Below are 21,248 nucleotides of genomic sequence, written 5' to 3'. Positions count from 1 at the left end.
ACTACAATCGCTCGTCGCAGACCGTGCTTTCGGCTCCGCGACACTGCAAACACACGCATTGCATCAGTTTTTCCGACGGCTGTGGGTTTTGCCAACAGCCTTGTGTCATGATGCTCCCACCGCAGGTAAGCCGCCCTTCTTATATATGAATAGATCCTCCGCGTTGTTCCTTGCTCTCGCCTTTCTGGGTGGCTGTCAGTCCATGACTCCCGCCTCGTCACAGCCTGTGCCCGCTCAAAAGGACGCCCCGCCAGCGCCTGAAGCCAAGCCACAGGTCTATGGTTCGTTCACTCAGGACACCCTGGTCAGCCTGTTGAGTGCGGAGCTGGCTGGCCAGCGCAACCGCTTCGACATCGCCCTGGACAACTACGTGACCCAGGCGATCAAGACTCAGGATCCGGGGGTCTCGGAGCGCGCTTATCAGATCGCCGAGTACATGGGTGCCGATCAATCGGCGCTGGATACCGCACTGATCTGGGCGAGGAACGCGCCGGGCAATCTTGAAGCGCAACGAGCTGCCGCCATTCAACTGGCGCGCGCCGGGCGTTACGACGATTCCCTTGTGTACATGGAGAGAGTTCTGCAAGGCCAGGGCGACACGCACTTCGATTTTCTGGCCCTGTCGGCGGCCGAAACAGATTCGGACACCCGCAATGGTCTGCTCAAGAGCTTTGACCGACTGCTGGGCAAATACCCGAACAACGGCCAGCTGATTTTCGGCAAGGCGCTGTTGCTGCAGCAGAACGGCGATTCCGAACAATCGCTGAAACTGCTTGAAGACAACCCGCCGAAAGAAGGTGAAATCGCGCCGATCCTGCTGCACGCCCGCCTGCTGCAAAGCATGAATCGAGGCAAGGAAGCGGTGCCCCTGCTGGAAAAAAGCATCAAGAAATACCCCGACGACAAGCGCCTGCGCCTGACCTATGCGCGCATGCTCGTCGAGCAGAACCGCATGGAAGATGCCAAAGTGCAGTTTTCCGCGCTCTTGCAGCAGTATCCGGATGACGACGAGCTGCGCTTTTCGCTGGCCCTGGTGTGTCTTGAAGCCAAGGCCTGGGACGAAGCAGCGGGCTATCTGGAAGAGCTGATCGCCCGTGGCGCGCATGTCGATTCGGCGCATTTGAATCTGGGCCGCATCCACGAAGAGCGCGATGACCCGCAAAGCGCGCTCAACGAATACGCTCAGGTCGGTCCCGGCCCGGACTTCCTGGCGGCGCAATTGCGCCAGGCCGATATTCTGGTCAGCAACGGTAACGGTGCCGAAGCCGCCAAACGGCTGTCCGAAGCGCGCGCCGAAGAGCCCGATTATGCAATCCAGCTGTACCTGATCGAAGCCGAAACCCTGACCAGCAATGATCAACTGGACCGTGGCTGGCAGGTGCTGAATCAGGCGCTCAAGCAATACCCGGACGACGCCAACCTGCTGTACACCCGCGCCATGCTGGCTGAAAAACGCAATGATCTGGCGCAGATGGAAAAAGACCTGCGCACCATCATCAAGCGCGAACCGGAAAACGCCATGGCGCTGAATGCGCTGGGCTACACCCTTTCCGATCGCACGACGCGTTATAGCGAGGCACGCGACCTGATCGAAAAAGCCCACAAGATCAGCCCCGACGATCCGGCAGTGCTCGACAGCCTTGGCTGGGTGAACTACCGCTTGGGCAATCTGGACGATGCCGAGCGCTACCTGCGTCAGGCACTCGAACGCTTCCCCGACCACGAAGTGGCCGCCCACCTGGGCGAAGTACTCTGGGCCAAGGGCGAGCAGCGCGAAGCCAAAAAAGTCTGGGCCAAGGCCCTTGAACAACAACCCGACAGCACCGTCCTGCGCAGCACATTGCGACGCTTGACCGGATCAGAGACCCTTTGACGTTATGTTTTTGCGCCACGTAATCGTATTCAGCCTCATCGCCCTGCTCACCGGCTGCGCCGGCCTCACCTCCCGCGAAGCCGTTCAGGGCAAGGGTGACCCCGCGCAATGGCGCGAGCACAAACAGCAACTGAGCAGCCTCGATGGCTGGCAGATCAACGGCAAGGTCGGTATCCGCGCGCCGAAAGATTCCGGCAGCGGCACCCTGTTCTGGCTGCAGCGCCAGGATTACTACGATATCCGCCTGTCCGGCCCGCTCGGTCGTGGTGCAGCGCGACTCACCGGCAGGCCAGGCGCCGTGGTGCTCGAAGTCGCCAATCAGGGCCGCTACGAAGCCACCTCGCCAGAATCACTGCTGCAGGATCAACTGGGCTGGAAACTGCCCGTGTCGCACCTCGTATGGTGGGTACGCGGTTTACCGGCACCGGACAGCAAAAGCAACGTGACACTCGATGGCGACAGCCGACTGGCCAGCCTTGAACAGGATGGCTGGCAGGTGGAATACCTCAGCTACGTCGAACAGAGCGGCTATTGGCTGCCGGAGCGCGTCAAGCTGCACGGGCAGGATCTGGATGTAACGCTGGTCATCAAGGACTGGCAGCCTCGCAAACTGGGGCAATGAGCATGAGCACGCCACAACTGGTTTTGCCTGCCCCGGCAAAACTCAACCTCATGCTGCACATTCTCGGACGTCGTCCTGACGGTTATCACGAACTGCAGACGCTGTTTCAGTTTCTCGATTACGGCGACGAACTGGGTTTTAGCGTTCGCGAAGATGGCGAGATTCACCTGCAGACCGACGTTCCCGGCGTCCCGCATGACAGTAACCTGATCGTCAAAGCCGCCCGTGCCCTGCAACAACAGTCCGGTTGTACACTGGGCATGGACATCTGGCTGGAAAAACGCCTGCCCATGGGTGGCGGTATCGGCGGCGGCAGCTCGGATGCAGCGACCACCCTGCTGGCCCTGAATCATTTATGGCAGCTCGGCTGGGATGAGGATCGTCTGGCGCAACTGGGGCTGACACTGGGCGCCGATGTACCGGTTTTCGTACGTGGACATGCCGCTTTTGCTGAGGGCGTCGGCGAAATTCTCACCCCGGTTGACCCGGAAGAACCCTGGTATTTGGTGCTCGTCCCGCAAGTATCTGTAAGTACAGCAGAAATTTTTTCAGATCCGTTGTTGACACGCGACACGCCGCCCATTAAAGTGCGCCCCGTTCCCAAGGGAAACAGTCGAAATGACTGTAAGGCGGTTGTAGAGAGGCGTTACCCAGAAGTACGTAACGCTTTGAATTTGTTAGGTAAATTTACCGAAGCAAAATTAACCGGAACTGGAAGTTGTGTGTTTGGGGCCTTCCCAAACAAAGCTGAAGCTGATAAAGTCTCGGCCCTTCTTACAGAGACCCTTACGGGGTTCGTAGCGAAAGGAAGCAACATCTCGATGTTGCATCGCAAGCTGCAAATTCTGTAGCAGGAATTGAGTGCCAGGCACTCGATTGATTCAATACAGGGGCGTCGCCAAGCGGTAAGGCAGCAGGTTTTGATCCTGCCATGCGTTGGTTCGAATCCAGCCGCCCCTGCCATTTTCTATACTCATCCAGGTTACCCTCAGCCTCTAGGTACTGCGCGTGTCCAAGATGATGGTCTTTACGGGGAATGCAAACCCCGATCTCGCTCGGCGTGTAGTACGTCAGCTGCATATCCCACTGGGTGATGTTTCTGTTGGAAAATTCTCCGACGGCGAAATCAGCACTGAGATTAATGAAAACGTCCGCGGTAAAGACGTCTTTATCATTCAGCCGACCTGCGCACCCACGAACGACAACCTGATGGAACTCGTCGTGATGGCTGATGCCTTCCGTCGCTCCTCAGCGTCCCGAATCACTGCTGTGATTCCCTACTTTGGTTATGCCCGCCAGGATCGCCGTCCGCGTTCCGCACGTGTTGCCATCAGCGCAAAAGTTGTCGCTGATATGCTGACCGTAGTGGGAATCGACCGTGTGCTCACGGTTGATCTGCATGCTGACCAGATTCAGGGCTTCTTCGACATTCCGGTAGATAACATCTATGGCTCCCCCGTTCTGGTGGATGACATCGAAGATCAGCGCTTCGAAAACCTGATGATCGTTTCCCCGGACATCGGTGGTGTCGTGCGTGCACGTGCTGTCGCCAAATCCCTGGGTGTCGATCTCGGTATCATCGACAAACGCCGTGAGAAAGCCAATCACTCCGAAGTGATGCATATCATTGGTGATGTCGAAGGGCGTACCTGCATTCTGGTCGATGACATGGTCGATACCGCCGGCACGCTGTGCCACGCGGCCAAGGCCCTGAAAGAGCATGGTGCTGCCAAGGTCTTCGCCTACTGCACACACCCTGTGCTGTCGGGTCGGGCGATCGAAAACATTGAAAATTCCGTGCTGGACGAACTGGTGGTGACCAACACCATCCCGTTGTCCGCCGCTGCTCAAGCCTGTGGCCGTATCCGTCAACTGGATATTGCCCCGGTAGTCGCCGAAGCGGTTCGCCGCATCAGCAACGAAGAATCGATCAGCGCGATGTTCCGTTAACTGACATCACGCAGACGAAAAGCGCCCCGCCCTGACATCCGGTCAGGGCGGGGCTTTTTTGCCCATACCATCCGAGCGCTGGTCGCAAACGCAACGGTGGATGTGGTTAATTTGGAGATACAACATGAACGAATTTACCCTGAATGCAGAACAGCGTTCCGACCTGGGGAAAGGTGCGAGCCGCCGCCTGCGTCGTCTCGCTAGCCTGGTTCCAGCTGTCGTCTACGGTGGCGACAAAGCCCCCGAGTCCATCAGCATGCTGGCCAAGGAAGTTGCCAAACTGCTGGAAAACGATGCGGCCTACAGCCACATCATCGAGCTGAACGTTGGTGGCAAGAAGCAAAACGTCATCATCAAGGCGCTGCAACGTCACCCGGCCAAAGGCCACGTGATGCACGCTGACTTCGTGCGCGTTATTGCCGGCCAGAAACTGACCGCAATCGTGCCGATCCACTTCCTGAACGAAGAAGCTCCGGTCAAGAAAGGCGGCGAGATCTCGCACACTACCACTGAACTGGAAGTGACCTGCCTGCCGAAAGACCTGCCTGAGTTCATCGAAGTCGATCTGGGCGCGCTGGAAGTAGGTGACAACGTTCACCTGTCCGAACTGAAAGCCCCTAAAGGCGTTGAGTTCGTCGCTTTGGCACACGGTACTGACCTGGCAATCGCCAACGTCCACGCACCGCGTATCGTCAAAGACGAAGAAGAAGGTGAAGCTGAAGAAGGCGCTGCCGAGTAATTCATTACTTGGTAACGTCGGAGTTGCTCAGGAGACATCGCGAGCGATAGCAGGCAAAGCGGGCGAGATCGCTGAGTTTACATCATGGTAAATGAGCAGTTTTCGCCCACATTGCCGCTGTCGTCAGCGGTTCAACCCTCAACTCCAAAGGAAGAGCCCCTGTCGTGACCGCCATACAACTGATCGTGGGCCTGGGAAATCCAGGCGCCGAATACGAACAGACCCGGCATAACGCAGGGGCTTTTTTTGTTGAGCGTATTGCTGCGGCGCAACGAGTTAACCTCGTTCCCGAGCGCAAATTCTTTGGCCTGACCGGGCGCTTCACGCACCAGGGTCAGGATGTTCGTCTGCTGATTCCCACCACTTACATGAACCGCAGCGGCCAGGCTGTCGCGGCACTCGCGGGCTTTTATCGCATCCCGGTCGAGTCGATTCTGGTGGCGCATGACGAACTGGACCTGCCTCCGGGCGTTGCCAAACTCAAAGTGGGTGGCGGCCATGGCGGTCATAACGGGCTGCGCGACATCATTGCGCAGCTCGGCAACCAGAACACATTCCATCGCTTGCGGCTTGGCATTGGCCACCCGGGCGATGCCAGCAAGGTATCCGGCTTTGTCCTGGGTCGAGCGCCACGCGCCGAACAGGAAAAACTGGACGCCAGTATCGACTTTGCCCTCGGCGTGCTGCCGGATATCTTCGCCGGTGAATGGAACCGGGCGATGAAAAACCTGCACAGCCAGAAGGCCTGACATCACTCGAGGGGAAACACCATGGGATTCAATTGCGGCATCGTCGGCCTGCCTAACGTCGGCAAGTCCACCCTGTTCAACGCCCTGACCAAATCTGGTATCGCGGCCGAGAACTTCCCCTTCTGCACCATCGAGCCGAACAGCGGTATCGTGCCGATGCCCGACCCGCGTCTGGCGGCCCTGGCTGCCATCGTCAACCCGAAACGCATCCTGCCGACCACCATGGAGTTCGTCGACATCGCCGGCCTCGTGGCAGGCGCTTCGAAGGGCGAAGGCCTGGGCAACAAGTTTCTCGCCAACATCCGCGAGACCGATGCCATTGCTCACGTGGTGCGCTGCTTTGAAGACGAGAACGTGATTCACGTTTCCAACAGCGTCGACCCCAAGCGCGACATCGAGATCATCGATCTGGAACTGATCTTCGCCGACCTCGACAGCTGCGAGAAGCAACTGCAAAAGGTCACCCGCAACGCCAAGGGCGGCGACAAGGACGCAGTGGTCCAGAAAGGCCTGCTGGAACAGTTGATTGCACACTTCAGCGAAGGCAAGCCTGCACGCAGCCTGATGAAGAGCATGAGCAACGACGAGAAAGCCACCATCCGTGGCTTCCACCTGCTGACCACCAAGCCGGTCATGTACATCGCCAACGTCGCCGAAGACGGCTTCGAGAACAACCCGCTGCTGGACGTGGTCCGCGCCATCGCCGAAGAAGAAGGCGCAATGCTGGTGCCGGTCTGCAACAAGATCGAAGCCGAAATCGCCGAGCTTGATGACGGCGAAGAGAAGGACATGTTCCTCGAAGCCCTGGGCCTCGAAGAACCCGGCCTGAACCGCGTGATCCGCGCTGGCTACGAAATGCTCCACCTGCAGACCTACTTCACCGCTGGCGTCGAAGAAGTCCGCGCCTGGACCGTCCGCGTCGGTGCCACCGCACCACAAGCCGCAGGCGTGATCCACACCGACTTCGAAAAAGGCTTCATCCGCGCCGAAGTGGTGGCATATGACGACTTCATCCAGTTCAAGGGTGAGTCAGGTGCCAAGGAAGCCGGCAAGTGGCGTCTGGAAGGCAAGGAATACATCGTCAAGGACGGTGATGTGATGCATTTCCGGTTTAACGTGTAAGCATCACGCATACCCAGAGGGCGCTCGGCAAGAGCGCGCTCCGATCACCGCGAAGGCCCCATTATCCGGGGCTTTCGCGTTTTTATGGACCGCCATGCTCAAGCGCTCCACACTATCGCCGACACCCTCAAATTTTTGATGGGGATGTCTGTTTTTATATGTAAAATGTCGTTTTTTAACCATCGCTCATCCACGTCATTTAAACATTCATGTTTAACGCAGCAGATGTCTGAAAGACGAAGGCCGATCAGCGATTGTTTCCACGGACCGGGCAGAGCCTTGTCACAACCCAAGGTAGATACTCTTTTGAAGATCTTAGTAACAGGCGGTGCTGGCTTCATCGGTTCGGCGGTCATCAGGCACATCATTGCCAACACAACCGATTCCGTCGTTAACGTCGACAAGCTGACCTATGCAGGCAACCTCGAGTCGCTGCAGTCAGCCGATCAAAGCGAGCGCTATGCGTTTGAGCATGTCGATATCTGCAACCGTGATGACGTGGATCGGGCTTTCAAAGAACATCAGCCCGATGCCGTGATGCACCTGGCGGCCGAATCGCATGTCGATCGCTCGATCACAGGCCCTTCGGAGTTTATCCAGACCAACATCATCGGCACCTATACGCTGCTTGAAGCTGCGCGTGGCTACTGGAGCCAACTGGACGAAGCACGCAAGGCCAACTTCCGCTTTCATCATATTTCCACCGATGAAGTGTATGGCGACCTGGAAGGTCCGGAAGATCTCTTCACCGAGACCACCCCTTACCAGCCAAGCTCACCCTACTCGGCCAGCAAGGCCAGCTCTGACCACCTGGTACGCGCCTGGAGCCGTACCTACGGCCTGCCTACTCTGGTGACCAACTGCTCCAACAATTACGGCCCGTGCCATTTCCCAGAGAAGCTGATCCCGCTGATCATTCTCAATGCGCTTGAAGGCAAACCGCTGCCTATCTACGGCAAAGGTGATCAGGTTCGTGACTGGCTCTACGTAGAAGACCACGCCCGCGCATTGTACAAAGTCGTCACCGAAGGCGAGATCGGCGAAACCTATAACATCGGTGGTCACAACGAGAAGCAGAACCTCGAAGTGGTCAACACTGTCTGCGCCCTGCTCGACCAACTGCGTCCGGACTCAGCCCATCGCCCGCATGCCAGCCTGATCACTTATGTGCAGGACCGCCCGGGCCATGATCTGCGCTACGCGATTGATGCCAGCAAGATTCAGCGTGAGCTGGGCTGGGTGCCGGAAGAAAGCTTCGAATCCGGCATCCGCAAGACGGTGCAATGGTATCTCGATAACCCGGAGTGGGTTGCTCACGTGAAGAGCGGAAGCTACCAGCAATGGATCGACAAGAACTACACAGCGCGCGCCGATAAATGATGAAAATTCTTCTGCTGGGCAAAAACGGCCAAGTGGGTTGGGAGTTGCAACGTTCACTCGCTGTAGTGGGTGAAGTTGTCGCTCTTGACCGCCATAGCGTATCGACGGCTTATGGCGAGCTTTCTGGCGATCTTTCTGATCTGGATGGCTTGCGCAAGACCATTCGCAGCGTTAAACCTCAGGTTATCGTCAACGCCGCAGCCTATACCGCTGTCGACAAGGCCGAAACCGAGCGTGAGCTCGCGCACAAGGTCAATGCCTTGGCCAGTCAGGTCCTGGCAGAAGAAGCGCGCACGCTGGACGCGCTATTGGTTCATTACTCGACCGACTATGTGTTCGACGGTTCAGGCAACACCGCATGGAAAGAAAGCGATGCGGTGTCGCCGGTCAACTATTACGGCGCGACCAAACTTGAAGGCGAGCAACTTATCGCTGCCTCAGGCTGCAAGCACCTGATCTTCCGTACCAGTTGGGTTTACGCGGCACGTGGCAACAACTTTGCCAAAACCATGTTGCGCCTCGCAAAAGATCGCCCGGCGCTCAATGTGATTGCCGATCAGATTGGAGCGCCTACAGGTGCGGAGTTGCTGGCCGACATAGCGACGGCTGCCCTGCTTCAAACGCTGGCGAAGCCGGATTTGTGTGGCATCTACAACCTGGCACCGGCCGGCGAAGTGTCATGGCATGCCTACGCGCAATATGTGATTGATTTCGCCCGCGCCAACGGGGAACCCCTGGCGGTGGAAACGATCAATCCCATCGGCACGATCGAATACCCTACACCCGCGCAACGCCCTCTGAATTCGCGTCTGAACACAGAAAAGCTGCGCCACAATTTTTCTCTGCACCTGCCTGACTGGCAAAGTGGTGTAGCCCGAATGCTCATGGAAACTTTGAACAAATGACCACCATTAATCGTAAAGGCATCATCCTGGCCGGCGGCTCGGGCACTCGTCTGCACCCGCTCACCCTTGGCGTATCCAAGCAGATGCTGCCTATCTACGACAAGCCGATGATTTTTTACCCTCTTTCAGTGCTGATGCTGGCGGGGATGCGTGAAGTCCTGATCATCTCGACACCAGAAGACTTGCCAAGCTTCCGTAAACTGCTGGGCGATGGCAGCCAGTACGGTATTCAGCTTACTTATGCTGAACAACCTACACCTGACGGTCTGGCACAGGCGTTCATCATCGGCGAAGAGTTCATCGGTGAAGATCCTTGCTGCCTGATTCTGGGCGACAACATCTTTTACGGTCAGCACTTCTCCGACAACCTGCGCTCGGCCAGCCAGCAGACCAGCGGCGCTACGGTCTTCGGTTACCACGTTTCCGATCCTGAGCGCTTTGGCGTTGTCGAGTTCGACGAAACCGGTCGCGCCTTGAGCATCGAAGAGAAGCCTGAAGCACCGAAGTCGAGCTATGCAGTCACCGGCCTGTACTTCTACGACAATCAGGTCGTCGAAATCGCAAAGAATATCAAACCTTCCGAGCGCGGCGAGCTGGAAATCACTGATGTAAACCGTGCTTACCTCGAGCAGAAGAGCCTGACCGTAGAAATTCTCGGTCGTGGCTTTGCGTGGCTGGACACGGGCACTCATGAGTCGCTGCTGGAAGCGAGCCATTTCGTGCACACCATCGAGCAGCGTCAGGGCTGGAAAGTTGCCTGCCTGGAAGAGATCGCCTACACCAACGGCTGGATCAACGCCGCTCAGTTGGGTGAACAGGCTCAGAAGCTGAAGAAGACCGGCTACGGCCAGTATCTGCAGAAGCTGCTGGATCTGGGCTCGTTCTAAGACTGCAAACCTCTATCCCATACCGCAAGGCTGCGAACAGTATGTCATCTGTTTTTCCCAAGGTAGCCGTGCTATTGGCAGCCTATAACGGTATGGCGTGGATAGAGGCGCAACTTGATTCAATCCTGAAGCAGACAAACGTCTGCGTCAGCGTGTTCATCAGTGTCGATACCTCCACGGACGGCACTGAAGCATGGTGTGCCGACTACGCTCAGCACCATGCGAGTATCTCCCTGCTGCCGCCTGCCGGACGATTTGGCGGAGCGTCACGCAACTTCTTTCGCTTGATCCGGGATGTCGACTTCTCGACATTCGATTACGTAGCGTTCTCCGATCAAGATGATATCTGGCATCCGGACAAGCTTCAGCGCGCCGTAGCGGCTTTGGCGCAGGGTCATCATGATGCCTATTCCAGCAATGTCACCGCATTCTGGCCGGATGGTCAGCGTGTACTGCTGGACAAGGCTCAGCCTCAGGTCCAGTGGGACTATCTGTTCGAAGCCGCGGGCCCCGGCTGCACCTATGTGATGAATCGCCGGCTTGCAGATGCCTTCAAGTCGTCCCTCCTTTCCCACTGGGATGCAGCTCAGGCCGTCAGCCTGCACGACTGGTACTGTTACGCATTTGCTCGCAGTCACGGCTTCCGCTGGCTTATCGATCCGGTTCCCGGCATGGACTACCGTCAACACGCCAACAATCAGGTTGGCGCCAACACCGGGCTTGCCTCACTCATCAGTCGACTGAAAAAGATTGCTGACGGTTGGTGGGCCGAGCAGGTAGTGCTGATTGGCCAGTTGATCGGAGACAGCCAACTGCATCCTGCGGGGAAACACGTGAGTACGCGGCTGTCGTTCCTGAAGCTCGCGTTCAAGGCAGCGCAATGCCGCAGGAGACCGAGAGACAAGATCTTCTTCATTATTGCCTGCCTTACAGCAATGCTAAGCAAGCGTTGACTGCCAGATAGCCACTCGCGCCCTTCTGGCCCAGCCACAGCGATGCTGCCTGATTAAACCGATGATCAGGCATCGCAACCTTCTGAAAATACGGGTTTTCAACATCTGCGCCCAAAGCCACAGAGAACTTTAGCCGCCGCATGGCCGGGCATCGGTCACAGTACCGAAACCGCTTAATTTCGCAGGGCACCGAATGTTCTCCGGCGGCGGCTTATGTTAATGTGCAGGCCTTTGTTTTCGGTATCAAAAGCACAAAGAAGCCGGTGTAACCGGGGTGAGCGGAACCAGCCTCGGAAGGTGGGGTCACTTGTACCGCCCAACCAAGGATGACAGAGTTTGAGTCACCCATACGGCCATGAGCTCAGATACCGGACACGCTTCAATTCGTAAAACCGTCCTGCAATGAAGACCTTGTGTTGCTCATCGTCGGAACCTACGTCGGAAAACTACAAATAGACGATGCATGCCCCGCGCCCCACAGTCATAACAGAACTACCCCCTTATCCAGCGCAGACATTTTCCGCCCAGGTGGACAGCCTATGGCGCACCCGACGCCCATGAGCCTCGATATCGTGAAACGCGTTTTAATGGCGCAATCAAATTCCATGGCGCAGGCTTTTTTCAACACATGCCTGCCCCTGCCAGGGCCTTATGAGCAGACCCTGATGAGCATCCCGGAGATACGTTACCTATGAATGCAACACGCCTCGCCATTCCAGACGTCATCGTATTCGAGCCCAAGACCTTCGGCGACGATCGCGGTTTTTTCTTTGAAAGCTTCAACCAGAAGGCATTCGAAGAGGTGGTTGGGCGGCCTGTGAAGTTCGTTCAGGACAACCACTCGCGTTCGGTGAAGGGCGTTCTTCGCGGTTTGCATTACCAAATTCAACAGCCACAGGGCAAGCTTGTCCGAGTCACCGTCGGAGAAGTCTTTGACGTTGCGGTCGACCTGCGCAAGAGCTCCCCGACCTTCGGCAAATGGGTGGGACTGCATCTCACCGCCGAAAACAAAAAACAACTGTGGATTCCGGAAGGCTTTGCGCACGGCTTCGTTGTTCTGTCCGAAAGCGCCGAATTTCTTTACAAGACCACCGATTACTGGGCGCCGGAACATGAACGCAGCCTTGCCTGGAACGACGCCACCGTGGGCATCGACTGGCCATTCGGCGAAGCACCTTCCCTGTCTGCTAAAGATCAGAAAGCCGTCGTACTCGAAGACGCCGAGGTGTTCGCTTAATGAACCCTCATAAAACCCCCTCGGCGGGCCCTTTGCGGCTCGTCAGCAGCCTGTGGACCAACCGCTCATTGATCTCGCAAATGACCAAGCGAGAAGTCATCGGGCGCTACCGTGGCTCGGTGATGGGCCTGGCGTGGTCATTCTTCAACCCGGTGTTGATGCTGGCGGTATATACCTTCGTGTTCTCTGAAATCTTCAGCGCGCGTTGGGTCGGAGTCGACACTGGCAAAGGCGGCTTCGCTATTCTGCTGTTCGTCGGGATGATCGTGCATGGCTTGTTTGCAGAGTGTGCCAACAGAGCACCTTCGCTGGTGATGAGTAATAGCAATTACGTCAAGAAGGTGGTGTTTCCTCTGGAGATTCTGCCGGTTATCACTTTGGGTTCGGCGCTCTTCCACAGTTGCATCAGCCTGATAGTGCTGGTGATCGCACAGTTGCTGATCTCGCATACGCTTTTCTGGACGGCGCTGTTGTTCCCGCTGATTCTGGTGCCGCTGATTTTGGGCACACTGGGTATCAGCTGGTTTCTCGCATCCCTGGGCGTCTACTTACGCGATGTCGGCCATGTCATCACGGTTCTGACCACTGTCCTGCTGTTTCTGTCGCCGGTTCTTTACCCGGTGGCGGCGCTTCCTGAGGTCTATCGCCCTTGGCTGCAGATGAACCCGCTTACCTACATTATCGAAGAGAGCCGTAGCGTACTGCTGTTCGGCAACCTCCCGCACTGGGACAGCCTGGGTATCGCCATTGTGATTGGCGCAGTCATTGCTGCCATGGGGTTCTGGTTCTTCCAAAAAACACGTAAAGGATTCGCTGATGTCATCTGATCAACCGGTTATCAGCGTACAAAACGTCTCGAAGTGTTTTTACACGTACGACAAGCCCCACGACCGCTTGAAACAAGCCTTGGTGCCTAGAATTCAGCGCTGGTCAGGACAGCCGACCACTACTTATGGCAAGGAGTTCTGGGCCCTGCGCGACGTCAGCTTCGACGTCGGCAAAGGCGAAACAGTCGGCATCGTGGGCCGCAATGGTTCAGGCAAGTCAACCTTGCTGCAGATCATCTGCGGAACATTGAACCCGACTGTCGGCGAGATTCACACACGTGGCCGGGTAGCGGCCTTGCTGGAGCTGGGGTCTGGCTTCAACCCCGAGTTTACCGGCCGCGAAAACGTTTATCTGAACGCAGCTGTGCTTGGGCTGACGCGTGACGAAGTGGACGAGCGCTTTGACGCGATCGCCGGCTTTGCCGACATTGGCGAATTCCTCGATCAGCCGGTCAAGTCCTACTCGAGCGGCATGGCCGTACGCCTGGCGTTTGCAGTCCAGGCCCAGGTCGATCCGGAAATCCTTGTCGTGGATGAGGCACTTTCCGTTGGCGATGCACGATTCCAGGCCAAGTGCTTTGAGCGCCTCAGGCAGTTGAAAGAAAATGGCACCAGTATCCTGCTGGTCACGCACTCCAGCGAACAAGTGGTCACCCACTGTAATCGCGCGATTTTGCTGGAAAAGAGCAGGATCGAGATGATTGGCGAATCGCGCCCGGTCATCAACCGCTACACGGACCTTCTGTTCGGGCGTGAGAAGAGCCCTATCACCGACAAGAGCCTGGACCTCGCCGAAGCAGAGCGAGTGGAAACCGCCCCAGTCGAAACCGACAAGATAGCGCTGCGTTTTGATGAAGACGTATACGCCAGCAGGCCTGGTTACAACCCTCATGAGTACCGTTGGGGGGATGGAGCTGCAACACTGCTCGACTTCCATATGAATGCATCGGGTAGGGAGTTTCCCAACAGCGTTGAATCAGGCGAGGAAATCGTTCTTGATCTGGCCCTGCAATTCAATCGCACTGTGGTCAACCCGATTATCGGCTTTACGATCAAGACCAAAGAGGGTGTCACCGTATACGGCACCAACTCTTACATGCAGGATTGCGAGGGCGCAGGCCTGATAGGCAGCGCTGGCAAACAGGCAAAAGCGCGAGTGAAATTCAGAAACGCGCTGGCGACCGGTGATTACTTCATTTCCATCGGTATCGCCTCTCGGCAAAGCGAAGACATCGTGCCTCACGACCGGCGCTATGATTCGATACATTTCGTCGTAGAACCTACTCCGAAGCTTCTGGGCTTGATAGACCTGGGCGCCTCCATGGAAATTGAACCGGTACTTGTTGATGTTTGAGCTTGATAAATACGGCTATAACCTGGATGCGGACACAGGTGTCTGGGTGCGTTCCGATTACCAGGGCATCGCCTATAGCGATGGCGACAACTCCGAGAACGAACTGGCGAAAATCGTACGTGAGGCGAAGGACGTATCAGTCCTGTCAAGCGAGCTTCCGCAATATTGCACCGATTGGCCGAAGCTTTATCACCTGACCTCCAGCCGTGGAAATATCTTTCGCCCCTTCGAGAGCCTTATCAAAGGCAAATCGATTCTTGAAATAGGTGCCGGATGCGGCGCAATCAGCCGTTACCTCGGCGAAGCAGGCGCCACGGTTCTGTCTTTAGAGGGTAGCCCGCGCCGCGCCGCGATTGCTTCCAGCAGAACCAGAGATCTGGATAACGTTACGGTACTGGCTGAACGCTTTGATGATTTCAAGCTTGATCAGCAGTTCGACGTCGTAACACTCATCGGCGTTCTTGAATACGCCAGTATGTTCAGCGCAGATGCCGATCCAGCCTTCGGCATGTTGAATCGCGTTCGAAAACTGCTGAAGCCCGACGGCCATTTGTTTATCGCCATCGAGAACCAGCTGGGTCTGAAATATTTTGCAGGCGCGCCGGAAGATCATGTCGGCGTCGCCATGTATGGCATCGAAGGACGGTATGTAGACCGGCAGCCGAAAACATTTGGCCGTAAAGAGCTACAAGCGCTTATTGCCCGCGCAGGGTTCATGGCGTCGGACTTTCTATCGCCCTACCCCGATTACAAGATTCCGAACTCGATCATTACTGAAAGCGGCTTCAGGTCTCAAGACTTCGACGCGGCTGCGCTGGCCTGCCAGAACACTCGTAAAGATCCACAACTGCCTGCGAACACGACGTTCAACCTGGAAAGAGCCTGGCCCGTTGTCATTGATAACCATCTGGGTATGGACCTCGCCAACTCTTTCCTCGTCGTCGCTTCATGCAAGCCGGAACAGGTAGTGCCAGGTAATACCCTTGCGTACCACTACAGCACAGGGCGCAATGCCGAATATTGTAAAGCGACCGTGTTCGTCGAGACGCCAGAAGGTATCGAGGTTCGCTACCACCGCCTTAGTGATAACCCGGTTCCGGAAAGCCCGGAAGATGCGCATCGGTTCATTCTGCCGGACGCTCATGGTTACGCCAAAGGCTCGCTGCTCAGCCTGAAATTCTATGAAGCTGCGTCAACTCACAACTGGGACGTGGCCACCTTCACACCGTACCTTTCACTGTATGTAAACAGCCTCAAACGGCTGCTTGCATCAGAAGGCCATGATCTTGCACTTGATCATGTAGACGAACGTCTGCCAGGCCACTATATCGATGCCGTTGCACAGAACATCATCCTTGACAGCGAAGGCCAGCCGCACCTGATCGACATCGAATGGGAAATGGTCGAAGGTGTGGAGCTGGGGCATTTGCTGATGCGTGGTTTGCTGCTGCTGATTGCCAGCGCAGTTCCGTTCCATCCCACAGCAACCATGATCAGCAGGCGCGACTTCATCATTCAATTGATGGCCAGCGTCGGCCTTACTGTGACGGATCAAGACCTCAATCGCTTTGCCGCGCTGGAAGCCCTCTTCCAGGAAAGGGTCACCGGTCGTGAGGCCGCCAGCTTTCTGAACTGGGCGCCCGATGCGACGATCCAGAAAACCGGTTCTCAACTAAACGAAACGCCTAAAATGGCAACGCTTTATCTGGGCGATACCGCAGGCGCGTTCTCTGAAGACCGAACAAAAAACCAGCGTGTTCATGATGGTTTTCAGACGGTTATTTTCGACGTCCCCGCTTCAGCCCGGTGCGCCTCGTTACGTTTCGATCCAACGAACGTCAGACAGTCATTTTCGATCAGCGTCATCAAGGTCTACAGCGCGAACTCAGAACTGTGGGCGTGGCACGATAATACGCATGCCCCCCTTGCCGCCGCAGGTATCACAGCATTTTCCAGCGATGCCAATGGCACGTTGTTCATGGCGCTCAATGATGATCCGCACGTGATGTTACCTGCCGATCTCAATATGCTGATTACCGGTAAATCATTCAAAGTCCAGATATCGTTCACCTTGCTCACAGAAGGTCAGGTCGCTGAACGACTTCTTCAACAGGAAGAAGAGCTCAAACAGGCACTTGAAACGACGGCGGATCAGAACCTCAAGGAACACTCGGCGCTGGAAGCGATCGAGGCGGCAAATCTGGCCGAGCAAGAGAGCCATCGCCAGGCATTGGCTCACATAGAAAATGAAAACCTGTCCATTCAGGAAAGCCATCGCCTGGAAGTGATGGAGCTCGATGCCGCAAACGCGACGCTTCAGGAAAGTTATCGTCTGGCCGTCCAGGAACTCGAGGCTGCGAATGCTGCACTTCAGGAGAGTCATAGCCAGGTGCTGGCGACTCTTGAAGCTGAAAGGCTGGCTGCGCAAGAAGCTCACCAGCAAGAGCGGGAGGATCTGGAAGCTCAAAACCTCGCTCTGCAGGAAAATCTTCGATTCAAGTTAATCGAGGTCGAAGGCGAGCGTTTGGCAGCGCTGGACGCTCACCACACCGCGATCAGGGAGCTTGAAGCCGAAAATCTGTCCTTGAAAGAAAGCCATCACCTGGCACTGACAAGCCTTGAAACGGAAACGCTGGCTCTGAAACAGAACCAGCGCCGTGAACTGACGGGGCTTGAAAGCAAAAACCTGACGTTGTTGGAGAATCATCGGCTTGAGCTGGAAGCCAAAGATACTCATGTTCATAACCTGAATCTGAATATCATCTCTATGCAGTCCTCTTATAGCTGGCTGGTAACAGCGCCACTCAGGAAAGTGACAAGGACGCTTTACAGAGCGAAAAGCAACATCACCTCGCTACCGATGATCATTCGACGCGGTGGTGGTTTGCTCAGCACCGCCAGGAAAGCCTATCAGGTATGGCAGGTGCGGGGGGTTGCTGGCGTCATTGCTCAAGCACGATGGGCCAAAGGTGACGCAGCGCAAGCGTTGCACGGCAACAGGCATGATTACGTACTCTGGGTTCAGAAGTACGACACCCTGGACGATGCAAAAATCAGTCGTATCAACGACGACATCGTTGGTTGGGGTGGCGGGCCGGTTATCTCCATCATCATGCCCGTCTACAACCCGCCGCTGGAGTTACTGCGTGAAGCGGTAGAAAGTGTCTGCGCCCAGTTATATCCGCGTTGGGAGCTTTGCCTGGCTGACGACGCCTCGACTGATCAGGGCGTGATCGACTACCTGAAGTCTCTGAGCGCTCAGGATGAGCGGATCAAAGTCGTCTTCCGCGAACACAACGGACATATATCCGCGGCCAGTAACTCGGCCCTGGAGGTCGCCACGGGCGAATTCGTCGCGTTGATGGATAACGATGACTTGCTGCCAAGGCATGCGCTCTACTGGGTGGCACGCACCATTCGTGAGAATCCCGACGCGGGGCTCATCTATTCCGATGAAGACAAGATCAGCACAGACGGTACGCGCAGCTCGCCTCACTTCAAGTCAGACTGGAATGAGTTCCTGTTCCGCTCGCAGAACATGGTTTGCCACCTGGGCGCCTATCGTCGAGATCTTGTCACCGAAGTCGGGCAATTCCGGGTCGGCTTTGAAGGTGCACAGGATTATGACCTAGCATTGCGCTGCATAGAAAAGCTTGAGCGAAATCAGATTATTCATATCCCGCGCGTGCTCTACCACTGGCGGATACACGCCGGCAGCACCGCCATGGCAGGTGACGAAAAGCCTTATGCAGCGCTGGCCGGGGTCAAGGCACTGGATGAGCACCTGCAACGTAAAGGGGACGTCGGCGTTGCCGAGCTCTCCTCTCTGGGCATGTACCGTGTTCACTACAAGCTCCCGGCTTCCCAGCCGCTGGTCAGCCTGGTAATCCCGACTCGAAATGCCCATGCACTGGTCAAACAGTGCATCGACAGTATCAAGCGACTCACTACGTACACGCATTACGAAATCATTCTGATCGACAACGGCTCTGACGAGCCAGAATCGCTTGAGTATTTTGCTCAGCTTGATCAGGAAGAGAACATTCGCGTCATGCGCGATGAAGGCCCATTCAATTACTCGGCACTCAATAACGCAGCGGTACGCATTGCGAATGGCGAACTGATCGGGCTTATCAATAATGATATTGAGGTCAGCTCGCCTGAGTGGCTGAGCGAAATGGTATCGATAGCCCTGCAACCGGGTGTGGGCGCCGTGGGTGCGCGTCTCTGGTATCCAGATGACCGCTTGCAGCACGGCGGCGTTATCACCGGCCTGGGTGGGGTAGCGGGCCATTCCCACAAGAATCTGCCCAAAGGCGCACCTGGCTATTTTTGCAGGGCGGAGCTGATTCAGGAGCTGTCAGCGGTGACGGCGGCCTGCCTGATTATCAGAAAATCGACTTTTGAACAGGTCGGTGGTCTGGAAGAGGAGCATTTGAAAATTGCCTTCAACGACGTGGACTTCTGCCTGAAAGTCAAAGAGGCAGGCTATGTAAACGTCTGGACGCCCTTTGCAGAGCTCTACCATCACGAGTCCGCCACGCGTGGGCTGGAAGACACACCGCAAAAACAGGCACGCTTCACGAAAGAAATCGAATACATCAAGTCGCGTTGGCCTGATATTCAAGCTGACTATGCCTATAGTCCGAACCTGACGCTGGATTATGAAGATTTTAGTATGGCGTGGCCTCCGAGGACAAATAGTTGAGAATGCTCAGTTACAAAAAGGCGCATAAGAAAACAATGGACGTTAAGAGCCAAGGAGCTGTACGTGTTTGAGAACAATTACTCACACCGCCAAACAGGTGCAAAAGACATCCCATACCAGCTCATACTGGCTTTGGGGTATTTCTTACTTTTGGCTATATGGTCAGCAGGCACTCCATTTAACGGCGCCCCCGATGAAGCGACTCACTTCTTTCTACTGGAATATATAAAGACGTTTCACTCCATACCAAACGCGACAGAGCCTGTTCAAGCGTTTACAGGGTCGATCTCAGGTCATACTTGGCAACAAGGTGCTTTTTGGTATCACGGGCTTCCTTTCCCTCACGTCCTCGGCGCACTTGTCACATCATACAGCTTCAGCTGGATGCTGCCGTCTGAACTGGCTTATCTTGCTGCCAGATGCTTCAACTGGATACTGGGCGCAGTTTTTATCTGCGCGCTGTTCCGTATTGCACACCGCATGGGAATGCCCAAAAAAGCCGCGACCCTGGCTGCTCTAGCGGTTGCATTGATGCCGCAAGTGTCTTTTGTATTCTCGTATTTCAACAGTGATGCATTCGGAGTGATGAGCGTAGCACTGCTGATCAGTGCACTTCTAGGCTTTTTGAGATCCACTAACAAACTTACGGCCATCTGCCTAGGGTGCGCTATCGGGCTGATGTTCCTAGCAAAACTCTATCTATTGCCGGCACTAGTTTTTGTTGCAGTTATGCTGACCGCGCATCATTTTCTTGGCCGCAAATCGCTTACATCATATTTCACAACAATGATAATTTTTGCAGCTATTATTTGCGTGCCCATGCTGCTTATCACCTACATTAAGTTTGGCGAAATAACTGGAATCTCCGGCCAGATTGATTTTGTGGCCTTGCATAAAAATAATTCTGCCGCGGGATTTGGCACCTGCTACATAAGGTGTCCCGGGTATCTATTCAACATGGAAACCATCACGCCTTGGCTTAACCTTACACTGCTGAGTTATTTCTCTACCTCCGGCTGGATGAATATATTTCTGCCTTCGACCTATTATATGGGTGCAGCTATAATATTCATTATGCTTGTAATAGCCAGCCTAATACAGACAGGGCGAGCTTATGCACGTGATGAAAGAAGATTATTTTTCTTAAACTACTTGCTGCCGCTTATCATGACTTTGGGTCTATTTCCTTCGATCATAATACTCAGCCTGCTGGCGTCGCAAAACTCATTACCCCAACCACAGGGCCGTTATCTATTTGTAACGATTCCCTTCTTATCAATACTCTTGGCGTTTGCCAGCATGAGCCACGCTCGCGCCAAAAACGCTGCATCATTTGCGAGAGATGCGAGGTCAAGCCGATTTCACTTGAAGTGGTTACTTATGGTAGTTGTTTGGATGGCGTGGACAAACCTAGTGGCCTGGAAAGAAAACGCCTTGAGCCCAATGAATATTCAGAAGTCGGTTATCGGCCGTTCCGTGACAGAAGCAGTTATGACAAGCGACGCAACCAAAAATACAGGAAATCTCTCTTTTAGTGCTGCGCAGCTGACAGAACGATTGTCCATAACCAATGGTGATTTTTTTATCAAGGCTCCTCTCGGCCAGCCCAATGCAACTGGTACGTACGACGAAATCAGACAAACGCCTGATGGCTTGTTCTTGAGAGGTTGGAGCGTCCCCCCTGCAAACGGAGGGTCACCAGAGTATGTGATAGCGGCTGAGGCAGGTAAGATAATCGGCGCTATTAAAGTCGAGGTAAAGCGGGCCGATGTCGCTGATGCGCTCGCCGACAAAGCGGCGCTTCGGAGCGGCTACGAAGGCGTTATAACTGTGGCGCCCCAACCCGACAAGTGCGACCTGAAGCTATACACTGTCAGCTCTTCATTCAAAATTTTCGCAATGCCTGATGTATGCGAGTTCATCAGCCGTTCGTCTCACTGAT

At 55.4% G+C, this 21,248-nt stretch carries 16 protein-coding genes and 1 tRNA gene; all 17 read left to right on the top strand.

The genetic code is table 11. The features are described 5' to 3' along the window. Positions 1 to 145: 145 nt before the first annotated feature. The 17 genes from AC54XV_RS05355 to AC54XV_RS05275 all read left to right on the top strand — a co-directional run bounded on the left by AC54XV_RS05355 (position 146) and on the right by AC54XV_RS05275 (position 21,247). A complete protein-coding gene (locus tag AC54XV_RS05355) occupies positions 146 to 1,873 on the top strand; it encodes a tetratricopeptide repeat protein (protein ID WP_096134982.1) in 1,728 nt (575 codons plus the stop codon). Between the two features lie 4 nt (positions 1,874 to 1,877). Continuing rightward, positions 1,878 to 2,495: a lipoprotein insertase outer membrane protein LolB gene (lolB, locus tag AC54XV_RS05350; protein WP_032656217.1), complete on the top strand. Its 618-nt coding sequence runs from the start codon at positions 1,878 to 1,880 to the stop codon at positions 2,493 to 2,495. A gap of 2 nt (positions 2,496 to 2,497) precedes the next feature. After that, positions 2,498 to 3,346, top strand: a complete 849-nt coding sequence (gene ispE, locus AC54XV_RS05345; RefSeq protein ID WP_011266731.1) for a 4-(cytidine 5'-diphospho)-2-C-methyl-D-erythritol kinase — start codon at positions 2,498 to 2,500, stop codon at positions 3,344 to 3,346. 37 nt (positions 3,347 to 3,383) lie between these two features. Further along, a tRNA-Gln gene (locus AC54XV_RS05340) sits at positions 3,384 to 3,458 on the top strand. 45 nt (positions 3,459 to 3,503) lie between these two features. Beyond that, a complete protein-coding gene (locus AC54XV_RS05335; RefSeq protein ID WP_003317125.1) occupies positions 3,504 to 4,445 on the top strand; it encodes a ribose-phosphate pyrophosphokinase in 942 nt (313 codons plus the stop codon). A gap of 124 nt (positions 4,446 to 4,569) precedes the next feature. Then, positions 4,570 to 5,184, top strand: coding sequence for a 50S ribosomal protein L25/general stress protein Ctc (locus AC54XV_RS05330; protein WP_003317126.1), 615 nt, complete (start codon positions 4,570 to 4,572; stop codon positions 5,182 to 5,184). A gap of 164 nt (positions 5,185 to 5,348) precedes the next feature. Continuing rightward, positions 5,349 to 5,933, top strand: coding sequence for an aminoacyl-tRNA hydrolase (pth, locus tag AC54XV_RS05325; RefSeq protein WP_003317127.1), 585 nt, complete (start codon positions 5,349 to 5,351; stop codon positions 5,931 to 5,933). A 21-nt stretch (positions 5,934 to 5,954) separates the two neighbouring features. Beyond that, positions 5,955 to 7,055, top strand: a complete 1,101-nt coding sequence (ychF, locus tag AC54XV_RS05320; protein WP_003404927.1) for a redox-regulated ATPase YchF — start codon at positions 5,955 to 5,957, stop codon at positions 7,053 to 7,055. A gap of 306 nt (positions 7,056 to 7,361) precedes the next feature. After that, the gene (gene rfbB, locus AC54XV_RS05315; protein WP_058398332.1) at positions 7,362 to 8,435 is read left to right on the top strand and encodes a dTDP-glucose 4,6-dehydratase; all 1,074 of its coding nucleotides are present in this window, start codon (positions 7,362 to 7,364) and stop codon (positions 8,433 to 8,435) included. Beyond that, the gene (gene rfbD / locus AC54XV_RS05310) at positions 8,435 to 9,340 is read left to right on the top strand and encodes a dTDP-4-dehydrorhamnose reductase (RefSeq protein WP_024660561.1); all 906 of its coding nucleotides are present in this window, start codon (positions 8,435 to 8,437) and stop codon (positions 9,338 to 9,340) included. The genes rfbB and rfbD overlap by 1 nt, the downstream gene beginning before the upstream one ends. Further along, entirely contained in the window at positions 9,337 to 10,227 is an 891-nt protein-coding gene (rfbA, locus tag AC54XV_RS05305; RefSeq protein WP_024660560.1) for a glucose-1-phosphate thymidylyltransferase RfbA, read from the top strand. Before rfbD ends, rfbA begins: the two co-directional genes overlap by 4 nt. Positions 10,228 to 10,268: 41 nt before the next feature. After that, on the top strand, positions 10,269 to 11,180 hold the full coding sequence (locus tag AC54XV_RS05300) for a glycosyltransferase family 2 protein (protein WP_024660559.1): 912 nt from the start codon (positions 10,269 to 10,271) through the stop codon (positions 11,178 to 11,180). A gap of 691 nt (positions 11,181 to 11,871) precedes the next feature. Next, positions 11,872 to 12,417: a dTDP-4-dehydrorhamnose 3,5-epimerase gene (rfbC, locus tag AC54XV_RS05295; protein WP_024660558.1), complete on the top strand. Its 546-nt coding sequence runs from the start codon at positions 11,872 to 11,874 to the stop codon at positions 12,415 to 12,417. Then, positions 12,417 to 13,244, top strand: a complete 828-nt coding sequence (locus tag AC54XV_RS05290; protein WP_003404908.1) for an ABC transporter permease — start codon at positions 12,417 to 12,419, stop codon at positions 13,242 to 13,244. Before rfbC ends, AC54XV_RS05290 begins: the two co-directional genes overlap by 1 nt. Further along, positions 13,234 to 14,598: an ABC transporter ATP-binding protein gene (locus tag AC54XV_RS05285; protein WP_198699966.1), complete on the top strand. Its 1,365-nt coding sequence runs from the start codon at positions 13,234 to 13,236 to the stop codon at positions 14,596 to 14,598. Before AC54XV_RS05290 ends, AC54XV_RS05285 begins: the two co-directional genes overlap by 11 nt. Further along, positions 14,591 to 19,306, top strand: coding sequence for a glycosyltransferase (locus AC54XV_RS05280; protein WP_496718087.1), 4,716 nt, complete (start codon positions 14,591 to 14,593; stop codon positions 19,304 to 19,306). The genes AC54XV_RS05285 and AC54XV_RS05280 overlap by 8 nt, the downstream gene beginning before the upstream one ends. Before the next feature lie 63 nt (positions 19,307 to 19,369). Next, on the top strand, positions 19,370 to 21,247 hold the full coding sequence (locus AC54XV_RS05275; RefSeq protein ID WP_053275740.1) for a DUF2142 domain-containing protein: 1,878 nt from the start codon (positions 19,370 to 19,372) through the stop codon (positions 21,245 to 21,247). The last annotated feature ends 1 nt before the right edge of the window (position 21,248 follow it).

The sequence above is a fragment of the Pseudomonas fragariae (ex Marin et al. 2024) genome (genome assembly GCF_059621105.1).
This window is presented reverse-complemented; position numbering and strand designations above follow the sequence as displayed.